We start from the raw sequence: 8,942 nt of genomic DNA, 5'->3' as shown, positions 1-8,942 counted from the left end.
CCGCCGAAGCGGGGTCCTGTCACTGACTGCTGCCAAGGTAGGCATCGGACACATCACGCCTTCCTGCGGAATGTCCTGCGGTCACTTCGATTTCGTCACGGGCTTCGGCGTCGAGCCGGGGCCATTCGTCCCCTGCCGTGTCCTGTGCGGCCTTCTGGAAGGCTTCCACGGATTCGTGCTGATTGGGCGGCTGAAAGCCCGTGTGCTCGACGTACATACGGTGAAACCGTTCATGACGGTTACTGTGCAGCGTCCACCCGCTTTCTCTCTTGGTGAACCCGCAAAGCTTGGCCGCATAGGACAGTTTTTCCTGCCACTTGTCGCCCATCCCGCTCGGCATGAGATTATGAATCCCCGGCCTGTCGGATTGGCTGATATATGGCAACGCCCGTTCCAAGGCTTCCTGCTGCTTGTCGGACAGATTGGTCAGCGTCCTCGGCCGTCCCCCTTTCGTCCCGAACTGGACGAGGAGGCTACGCCCTTCCCTGTCCCAATCGCTGACCAGATCGACTTTGGCCGATTCTTCCCGGCGAAGGCCCAGTTCCCATTGCAGGCGGATTTGGGCAGCACACCGGGGACCGTATTCATAGCCAAGCTCGTTTTCCAGCTTGTCGATTGCCCCCTGTACGAAGGCGGGGGCAACCGCTTTGCTGTTGGCGTTGGCAATGCTGCCCCGCCGGACGTCAAACACGTCATTGGTCGGGCTGATGCCGGTATTCCCGTAGGCCTTGCAAAGGTCACGGGCCGCCGAAAAGATTTCGGCGATGCGCCCGTCACCCTTGCCTTCTTCCTGCATTTGCCGGGCAACAGCCGCAAAATGCTTATTCGTGACGTTGGTCCATTTGTTGACCCCAAACCCTGCACGGCGAAGCCGCTTGGCAAAGGCTCGGGCATTCTGACGGACCCTGTGTTGCTTCGAGCGCGGACCGGACAGGGTTGCCCTGTTCGCGCCCAATACCAGACTGATGGATTTCATGTGAATCTCCTTCCTGAAGTTCGGGGCAGCGCCCCGGGACAAAGCAGGTCGGACCTTCCCCGTTTGCCGGGGAATAACCTGCCTATGGCGCGAATGCGCCACACAACAACCGACACGAGACAAATCAATGTCCGTTTCCCACTGAAGGAAAATTCAGGAATCCATTTAATAGGGGGTGCCACCACGCAGGCTCGTTCGTCCTGCGCATAGGCGGTGGCCGTGGGGGAATTTTGACAACGGCAGGCGTATAGATACCTGGCGTTTGTCCGGCGGGGGTGCTGTGCTTCAGTCTGGCGTTTGGATGTGAAAGCGTACCGTTTGGAATTGAACGGCAAAGAAGTGTTTGGCATTACGGCACGTTAGTGCCTACTTAAGCGTTCATCAGTTTAGACTATCGTCAAAACTTATGAACGCGCCTGAGTGCGTTTTTACCTCCTTCTGGTGACTCAACCTAACTGGGTTATGCCTTGTCTTATCATCCCGGAGATTCGACGCGCAAGGGTGCCAGAACAAAAATCACATCTTGTTGCTCTTGCCCCGGTTACACAGGTCACACAAAGTCTGTAGATTGTCTGAAGTGGTCAAGCCCCCTTTTGACCACGGCTTTATATGATCTACTTCCAGCTTGCAGCTGACATTCGTTGCAGGGCTACGCCCGCAAATAGCACATTTAAAGCAATCCCTTTTCAAAATATCGTACCTCAATCCAAGCCGTATTTCCCTAGATTCAGCTTGAGACTTAGCCTTCTTAACTGAGACAACAGGCCTGCTCTCGACTGCAATGACTTTTTCATTATACTGATCCAGATCCTGGTTAACCCTCTCCACAAAGGCAAATACAGCTTTACGCCAAGTCCCCCATCTCCGTACATAAGCTTTAGGACCAACTATTGACGGGGCTTTCTTCATCTCTGCATGCTTAGGCTGACGTCCATAATATGTCCAAACTTGCAACATGTTTTCAAAACAATCTTCATCCGTATACCGCTTGCCAAGAGGGACAACATCAAGTCCAGCCTCTTCCATTGCTTTATTAAATGAAGGGAATAACCTTCGCAAACTAGCCAATCCAGAACCAAAAACACTGTATTTTTCTACTTCTTTGACTGTTAGCGATTTCTTGTTCAGCATAACTGAAATACGTTTTAGCTCTTCCAAAACATCTGATTTTGTATACTCCTTAACATCAGTGAAATATCCCTCGCCCAACCCGGCAGCGAGGAGGGCTTTTTCCCACCCTCCAAATCTCCTTCTTACGGTCGACTCAGAAACTTTGGAATGCTTTTTAAACTGACTTATCCGAAGTGGTTTCTCATCCAACAACTCTGCTACTCTGCGGACTTCATCCAGCAAAGAGTCATCACTATAGTCATCAAGACCATTCATCTCGAACTTCATCGTAACATCCATTTCCTGCTTAGGTATTCGCAATCGGCAAAACGATAGCAAGAATTAATAACCGAAGCAATTGATCCCACTGCCCCTTGCCTCAATGGGGTCAAGATGATAGGTCAATCAAGAGTCAGGAAGGACACGTCGAAAAAGAATAGACAAATAAAATCAACATATTGCCGCACAGCCGAAAAGTCAGGACTACCGAGTCTTCTCTTCGGCACCAGATAGAAACAAGGGTTGCAGCTAACGTTGCAACCCTTTTTCTTTTGTTATTCGGAGGGGCCGGGACGGCGTCAACGAGCCACGGGCGAGTTGCGCCCTACAACGCCCAGGGCATGCCCTTGCGGGCGGCGAAGGCGGTGTATTCCTCGATCTGACCCAGGCAGACCTCTCCGGCGTCGTATTCCCTGCCGAGAAACGGGCCGTAGCCGCGCATGGTCATGTCCACGGCCCGCTCCAGGTCCAGGACCGCCTTCCATTGCAGCTGGGTGGCGGCCTTGTCGCTGCACAGCTTGAGCATGTCCGCCTCGTGCGGTTCACAGGGGTCCCCGGACACGGCCTTCCAGCCGCCCATGCCGCTCAGGCAGTGGATGGTCTCCACCAGGGTCTCGACGGAGCAGGAATTGTTCGCGGGCGCGAAGTTCCAGGCCCCGCTGAAGCGGGCCGGGTCCCCGGCCAGCTGGACGGCCAGCCAGAGGTAGCCGCTCAGGGGTTCGAGCACGTGCTGCCAGGAGCGCACGACGTTGGGCCGGCGGATATCCAGGATCCGGCCGTCGCGCACGGCGCGGATGTAATCCGGGACCAGCCGGTGCGGGTTGAAATCACCGCCGCCGATGATGTTGCCCGTGCGGACCGTGGCCGAGCCCACGCGCCCCTCGGGCAGGAAGAAGGACCGGCTCCAGGAGGAGCAGACGAGTTCCATGGCCCCCTTGGAGGCGCTGTACGGGTCGCTGCCGCCCAGCGGGTCGTTCTCGCGGTAGCCCCAGGGCTGCTCGACATTGTCGTAGCACTTGTCCGAGGAGGCGCAGACCACCACGCGCACGGAATCGGTCCGGCGCACCGATTCGAGCACGTTGGCCGAACCGATGACGTTGGTGCGCAGGGTCTCCATGGGGTACTCGCGGGACTCGGGGATGGCCGACCGGGCGGCCAGGTGGAAGACCACCTCGGGACGGCTCTCGTCCATGGCCCGGTCCAGGGCCTCGGCATCGAGAATGTCCCCGGCGATGTGACGGATGCGGTCCGCCACGTCGGCGGCCTCGAACAGGTTGGGCTCGGTCGGCGGAACCAGGGAATACCCGGTGACCTCCGCGCCCAGGGCGTGGAGCCACAGGGCGAGCCATGCGCCCTTGAACCCGGTGTCGCCGGTCAGGAACACCTTCCGGCCTCGGTAAAAATCGGAAAACGGAATCATGCTGTTATAGAGGGGCCGTCGCCCGGAGCCCGGAGGGGGTTGAGGTCGTCGCGTTGGCGCGGACTGCACTTATCCCGCCGGAAGCCGTCGCGGGCACTGGCATCCGGTTCCCCGGACGCTCGACGACTCCGGCGGACCGGCCCCGAAAGGAGGCCGCCCGCAGGCGCGGGTATGCTCCCAAAAGCGCCCGGCGTCAACGTTCCATCGGCCATCCACCCCTGCCCGCCGGGGCATGCGGGCCATAAGTGCCGGAATTCCGGCATGGTGGACGGCCACGGAAAAGGGACACCCCCTTTCGGGGATGTCCCTGGCCGTCGTCCGGGGCGGGACGCGGCGGATTAATCCTTGGCGACCATCACGCTGGTCGCCTTGACCATGGCCTCGACCTCGTCGCCGACCTTGATGTCCATGCGCTCCACCGAGTTCTTGGTGATCACGGAGACGACCTCCACGCCCGGGGCAATTTCAATGACGACCTCGGCGTTGACCATGCCCACGGTCACGCTCTTGACCAGGCCGGGAATGAGGTTTCTGGCGCTCAGTTTCATGATGAGCCTCCTTTCTTTTGAGGTTGATGGGATGTGCGGGACAAAATTCGTGGCCCGGTGGACGGGAGCCGTGCTCTCTGGCGTTTCGAAACCGGACCTGATACTGGTGCGCGATGTTCGGAATCCCTCTCCTGGCCGTGGCGGCGATCATGGCCGTCTACGTGTTCCTGCGCATGGATGGCGTCCCCCTCGCGGGCGGCCTGGACCGTAGGGTCCGCGTGCGCCTCGCACTGGGCGCATGGCTGCTCATCATAATCGCCCGGTACACGGGCCGGGCCAACTTCGGCCCGTGGTCCCAGGCCGTGGAGACGGCCGGACTGTCCCTGCTCGTCGTCCTTTTCCTGGCCGCGGTGCTCCTGGCCGCCGTGGACCTGCCGACCGGCTTCGGCACGATCCTGCCGCGCCTGGCGCCGAAGCTGCGCGGGCTCGCCCTGGCGGGCGCCCTGGTCCTGTCCGGCATCGCCCTGGTCCAGGGCATGCGCGCCCCGGTCGTCACCGAATATGAAATAACCCTGCCCGGCCTGCCGACCGATCTCGACGGGCTGGTGGTGGCCATGGCCTCGGATCTCCACGCGGGCACCCAGACGGGCCCGGGCTGGCTCATGGCCCGCGCGGACCAGATCATGGCCCTCGAGCCGGACATGATAGTGCTCCCCGGCGACACCGTGGAGGGTCACTCCCGGCGGCTCGACGACTACCTGCCCGCCCTGCGCACCCTGCGCGCCCCGCTCGGGGTGTATGCAGTGCCGGGCAACCATGAGAACCACGGCTCTCCGGAAAAGGCCCTGGGCGTACTCGCAGAGGCCGGATTCACGGTGCTGATGGACAATTGGGTCTCGCCCGCGCCCGGGCTGGTGATGGCCGGGGTGGAGGACCTGAAATCCATCCCCAAGGAACGCCGACACCTCGATCCCGTGGCCCTGGCCCTGGAGAACCGCCCTCCCGGAGCGGCCATCCTGCTCTCCCACACCCCGCTGCGCTACGAGCAGGCTGCGGCTCTCGGGGCCGGACTGATGCTCTGCGGGCACACCCACGGCGGCCAGATATGGCCCTTCAACTACGTGGTGCGCCTGACCTATCCGCTGGTGGAAGGAAGATTTTCGATCGGTCCCATGGCGCTCATCGTCAGCCGGGGGGCGGGATCGTGGGGGGTGCGCATGCGGCTGTGGAAGCCGGGGGAAATACTCAAGATCACCCTGCGCGCGGGCTGAACGCGCCCGGCGCTTCAAGGCCGGACGCGCCACAGGAACCGGCTCGGTCATCCGCAGCCGAGCATCGCGCGCTTCAGGGCGCGGGGCTCTTCGGCGTGGGCCGTGGCCGGCTCCTCGCCCCTGGCCAGGCCGGACACCGCCAGATGGCGCTGGATGGCCTGCTGTTCATTGAGCCAGTTGGGGGCGATCTTCCCGCTCTCCACGGCCAGGATGGTGTCGCCCAGGAACAGGGCTTCGTCCAGGTCGTGGGTCACGTGCAGAATGGGGATGTTCAGCTCGTTCTTGAGTTCCTTGAGACAACTGCGCAGATTGCGCCGGTTGGCCACGTCCAGGGCCGAGAACGGCTCGTCCAGGAGCAGCAGGACCGGGTCGCGGGCCAGGGCCTGGCAAAAGGCCGCCCGCTGACGTTCGCCGCCGGAGATGGCCGACGGCCTGCTCGACTCCAGGTGACGGATGCCGAACATGGACATGAGCTCGTCCACCCTGCCCTCGTCGGACGCGGCAAAGGCCACGTTCTTGCGGATGGTCAGGTGCGGGAACAGGGTGTAGTCCTGGAAGACCAGGCTCAGGCCCCGCTTGCGCGCGGGCACGAACAGCCGTTTTTCCGTATCGGCCCAGACCGTATCCCCGAACGTGATTCTTCCCCCATCGGGACGCTCCAGCCCGGCCAGCAGCCGGACCAGGGTGGTCTTGCCCGCGCCCGAGGGTCCGATCACCGCCGTGAGTTCGCCAGGGGCGCAGGAGAAGGCCAGATCGAGATCGAAGTGCTTCAACCGCTTCTTCATGTCGACATTGAGCATTATGCACGCCTCGCATTGATCTTGTTGATTATCAGCAGCACCGCGAAGCAGACGGGAATCAGGGCCGCCGACATGCGGAAGGCGTCGTCGAAGCGCAGGGCCTCGACCGCCTCGAAGATGGCCACCGAGGCCACCTGGGTCTGTCCGGGGATGCTGCCGCCGACCATGAGGATGACGCCGAATTCGCCGAGGCTGTGCGCGAAGACCAGGATCGAGGCGGCGGCCAGGCCGCCCATGCAGTTGGGCAGGACGATGCGGAAAAAGGTGGCCAGGGGAGACAACCCCAGGACCGCCGCGCTCTCGAGCAGCCTCGGGTCCAGCTTTTCCAGGGAGGCCCGAAGGGGCTGGACCGCGAACGGCAGGTTGAAGACGAGCGAGGCCAGGAGGATGCCCGTGAAGCTGAAGACCAACCGGTTCCCGGTGACGTCCTCCCAGAGGCCGCCCAGGTAGCCGCGCGGGCCCATGACCACGAGCAGCGCGAAACCGAGGACCGTGGGCGGCATGACCATGGGCAGGGTGACCACGGCGTCAAGGAGGCTCTTCCCCCTGAACCTCCCGAAGGCCAGCAAGCTGGCCATCGGGGAGGCCAAGATAGGGATGAGCAACATGGTCCAGATGGCCAGTTTGGCCGAGAGGATCAGTGGTGTCCAATCCATGAGCTATTTGTATCCGTACTTGAGCTTCATAGCCTGCACCTCGGGGGAGGCCAGGAACTTGACGAACTTGGCGGCCGCGTCGGCATGGGGAGCGGACTTCAGCACGCAGGCGGCCTGGACGACCGGCGGGGCCTCGTCGACCACGGTGAAGCAGCCCTTCTTGCCCTCGTCCGTGAACACGGAGGAGTAGGCGCAGAAGCCCACGTCGGCCGAGCCGGTGGAGGCGAACTGGAAGGCCTGGGAGATGGACTGGCCGAAGACCAGCTTGGGCTGGACCTTCTCCCAGATGCCCACGGCCTGCATGGCCTTCATGGACGAGGTGCCGTAGGGCGCGGTCTCGGTGTTGGCGATGGACACGCGCTTGACGGCGGCGTTAACCACGATGGCCTTCCAATCGTCGCCGCAGAAATTCTTGTCGTTGGACCACAGGACCACCTGGCCCTTGGCGTAGACGAAGGGCTTCTCGGCCAGGCCGTCGGCAAAGAGCTTGTTCGGACGCTTCTCGTCGGCGGCCAGGAAAATGTCGAAGGGCGCGTCGTTGACGATCTGTCCGTACAGCTTGCCGGTGGAGGCGTAGGTGGCTTCGGCCTTGAGGCCGGTGGCCTTTTCAAAGGCGGGGATGATCTCCTTCATGACCGGGGTGAAGTTGGCCGCCTGGGCGAGGAACAGGTCTGCGGCGAACGCTCCCGTGGGAACGAGAAGACACAGGACAAGTATCAGGGAAAAAATGCGTTTCATGTCGACTCCTGAGGTAGGTTTTCACGCTGTAAAGGGTTGAGGACGTGCCCCGTTAATATGAACATCCGGACACTTCGGACAAGCGTGTCACGCGAATACCAGAAAACGTGACAATACTGCGGCGGCCGATCCGGGCCGGTTTCACCCCGTCCCCGTCCCCGTGAAAAAATGTAAAATAGTGCTTGCCAACCGCCCGGTTCTCTTATAGACATTCTCTTCCTGAACGTGCCGAAGTGGTGGAATTGGTAGACACGCATGGTTCAGGACCATGTGGTCTCACGACCGTGGAAGTTCGAGTCTTCTCTTCGGCACCAGAATGAAACAAGGGTTGCGGCTAACACACCGCAACCCTTTTTCTTTTTTATCCGGCAAGTTACGTGATCGTCTTCTTTTCGGCGTGATTTGACCCCAAGGGGTCAAAGTGATGGGTCAAAGTACCCGGAATCGTCTACCGCCGGAGACGTCACATGCCGCAAATCGCGCGTTCCCCGAACCACCTTTACCGGAAAGGCTCAATCTATTATTTTCGCCACGTCATCCCGCACGACCTGCGGGACTCGTTGGGGCGCTCCGAAGTCAGGATGTCTCTCCAGACAGGCTACCTAGCCGAGGCAAGGCCCAAGGCCCGAATATTGGCCTCGGGTGTGAAACGAATACTGACCAAGATGAGGAACGGTGAACTCCCCATGGATGATTTCGACCAGATAAAAGTATTCATGAACGATTGGCTTAAGCGGTTCCTGAAAGAAAATGAACACATTGCCATCAACAACCTCACCACGCCCAGCCCCCACACGCAGTATGTGCCGGGAGACACCGAAAGGATTATCGAAACGCTCAAGACCCTGATGGTGTCCAAGGACTACGAAACCATGCGGGAATACACGATCATGGCGGCTGAGGACGGGGCTTTCGGTCCACCTGACTCGCTCCCCCTGTCCGATGAATTCGCGCACGAATTCATCAAAACCCTTATCGCCTACTATCGCATCATCAGCCACCGGGCCGAAGGCGATTACACCTTTGAAAAATCAATCCTGCCGCCCGAATCAGTCGCTCCACAGCCGACACAGGAAACCAAGCCCCAAATCCTGCTTTCCGAAGCCCTGAAACGGTACAAGGCGGACAGGATCGCCGCCAAACGCTGGAGCGAGGGCAGCGCCAAAGATATCATGTCCACGCTCAACAGCCTGACAGATGTCCT

General features: G+C 60.6%; 9 protein-coding genes, 1 tRNA gene and 1 pseudogene. 4 read left to right on the top strand and 7 right to left on the bottom strand.

All coding sequences use genetic code 11. From position 1 onward, the window contains the following. Positions 1–19: 19 nt before the first annotated feature. From AB6M95_RS18970 to AB6M95_RS18955, 4 genes are all read right to left on the bottom strand, one after another. Complete coding sequence (locus AB6M95_RS18970) at positions 20–976, bottom strand: integrase domain-containing protein (RefSeq protein ID WP_371388309.1); 957 nt, start codon at positions 974–976, stop codon at positions 20–22. 516 nt (positions 977–1,492) lie between these two features. Next, a complete protein-coding gene (locus AB6M95_RS18965) occupies positions 1,493–2,374 on the bottom strand; it encodes a homing endonuclease associated repeat-containing protein (protein WP_371388308.1) in 882 nt (293 codons plus the stop codon). Between the two features lie 316 nt (positions 2,375–2,690). Further along, positions 2,691–3,785: a CDP-glucose 4,6-dehydratase gene (gene rfbG, locus AB6M95_RS18960; RefSeq protein WP_371388307.1), complete on the bottom strand. Its 1,095-nt coding sequence runs from the start codon at positions 3,783–3,785 to the stop codon at positions 2,691–2,693. Positions 3,786–4,123: 338 nt separating this feature from the next. Beyond that, entirely contained in the window at positions 4,124–4,333 is a 210-nt protein-coding gene (locus AB6M95_RS18955) for a TOBE domain-containing protein (protein WP_371388306.1), read from the bottom strand. A gap of 113 nt (positions 4,334–4,446) precedes the next feature. On the opposite strand from AB6M95_RS18955, the gene AB6M95_RS18950 reads away from it, so the two are divergent. Next, a complete protein-coding gene (locus tag AB6M95_RS18950) occupies positions 4,447–5,544 on the top strand; it encodes a metallophosphoesterase (protein WP_371388305.1) in 1,098 nt (365 codons plus the stop codon). Positions 5,545–5,591: 47 nt separating this feature from the next. On the opposite strand, the gene AB6M95_RS18945 is transcribed toward AB6M95_RS18950, so the two are convergent. From AB6M95_RS18945 to modA, 3 genes are read right to left on the bottom strand one after another with little or no spacing between them, the layout of a single operon-like run. Then, complete coding sequence (locus tag AB6M95_RS18945) at positions 5,592–6,347, bottom strand: ATP-binding cassette domain-containing protein (protein WP_371388310.1); 756 nt, start codon at positions 6,345–6,347, stop codon at positions 5,592–5,594. Continuing rightward, positions 6,344–7,000, bottom strand: coding sequence for a molybdate ABC transporter permease subunit (gene modB, locus AB6M95_RS18940; RefSeq protein ID WP_371388304.1), 657 nt, complete (start codon positions 6,998–7,000; stop codon positions 6,344–6,346). The genes AB6M95_RS18945 and modB overlap by 4 nt, the downstream gene beginning before the upstream one ends. A gap of 3 nt (positions 7,001–7,003) precedes the next feature. Further along, positions 7,004–7,738, bottom strand: a complete 735-nt coding sequence (modA, locus tag AB6M95_RS18935) for a molybdate ABC transporter substrate-binding protein (RefSeq protein WP_371388303.1) — start codon at positions 7,736–7,738, stop codon at positions 7,004–7,006. A 227-nt stretch (positions 7,739–7,965) separates the two neighbouring features. On the opposite strand from modA, the gene AB6M95_RS18930 reads away from it, so the two are divergent. The 3 genes and pseudogenes from AB6M95_RS18930 to AB6M95_RS18920 all read left to right on the top strand — a co-directional run. Beyond that, positions 7,966–8,052, top strand: a tRNA-Leu gene (locus AB6M95_RS18930). Positions 8,053–8,205: 153 nt separating this feature from the next. Next, positions 8,206–8,400 (top strand): annotated as a pseudogene (locus tag AB6M95_RS18925) (DUF6538 domain-containing protein); the annotation flags it as partial. A gap of 24 nt (positions 8,401–8,424) precedes the next feature. Continuing rightward, a partial coding sequence (locus AB6M95_RS18920) for a hypothetical protein (RefSeq protein ID WP_371388311.1) occupies positions 8,425–8,942 on the top strand: 518 nt, incomplete at its 3' end.

Source organism: Pseudodesulfovibrio karagichevae (genome assembly GCF_041414475.1).
Lineage (GTDB): Bacteria > Desulfobacterota > Desulfovibrionia > Desulfovibrionales > Desulfovibrionaceae > Pseudodesulfovibrio > Pseudodesulfovibrio karagichevae.
This window is presented reverse-complemented; position numbering and strand designations above follow the sequence as displayed.

Coding starts and splice junctions, on each gene's coding strand:
- AB6M95_RS18970 (WP_371388309.1), bottom strand. CDS start 976: ATGAAATCCATCAGTCTGGTATTGGGCGCGAACAGGGCAACCCTGTCC.
- AB6M95_RS18965 (WP_371388308.1), bottom strand. CDS start 2,374: ATGAAGTTCGAGATGAATGGTCTTGATGACTATAGTGATGACTCTTTG.
- rfbG (WP_371388307.1), bottom strand. CDS start 3,785: ATGATTCCGTTTTCCGATTTTTACCGAGGCCGGAAGGTGTTCCTGACC.
- AB6M95_RS18955 (WP_371388306.1), bottom strand. CDS start 4,333: ATGAAACTGAGCGCCAGAAACCTCATTCCCGGCCTGGTCAAGAGCGTG.
- AB6M95_RS18950 (WP_371388305.1), top strand. CDS start 4,447: ATGTTCGGAATCCCTCTCCTGGCCGTGGCGGCGATCATGGCCGTCTAC.
- modB (WP_371388304.1), bottom strand. CDS start 7,000: ATGGATTGGACACCACTGATCCTCTCGGCCAAACTGGCCATCTGGACC.
- modA (WP_371388303.1), bottom strand. CDS start 7,738: ATGAAACGCATTTTTTCCCTGATACTTGTCCTGTGTCTTCTCGTTCCC.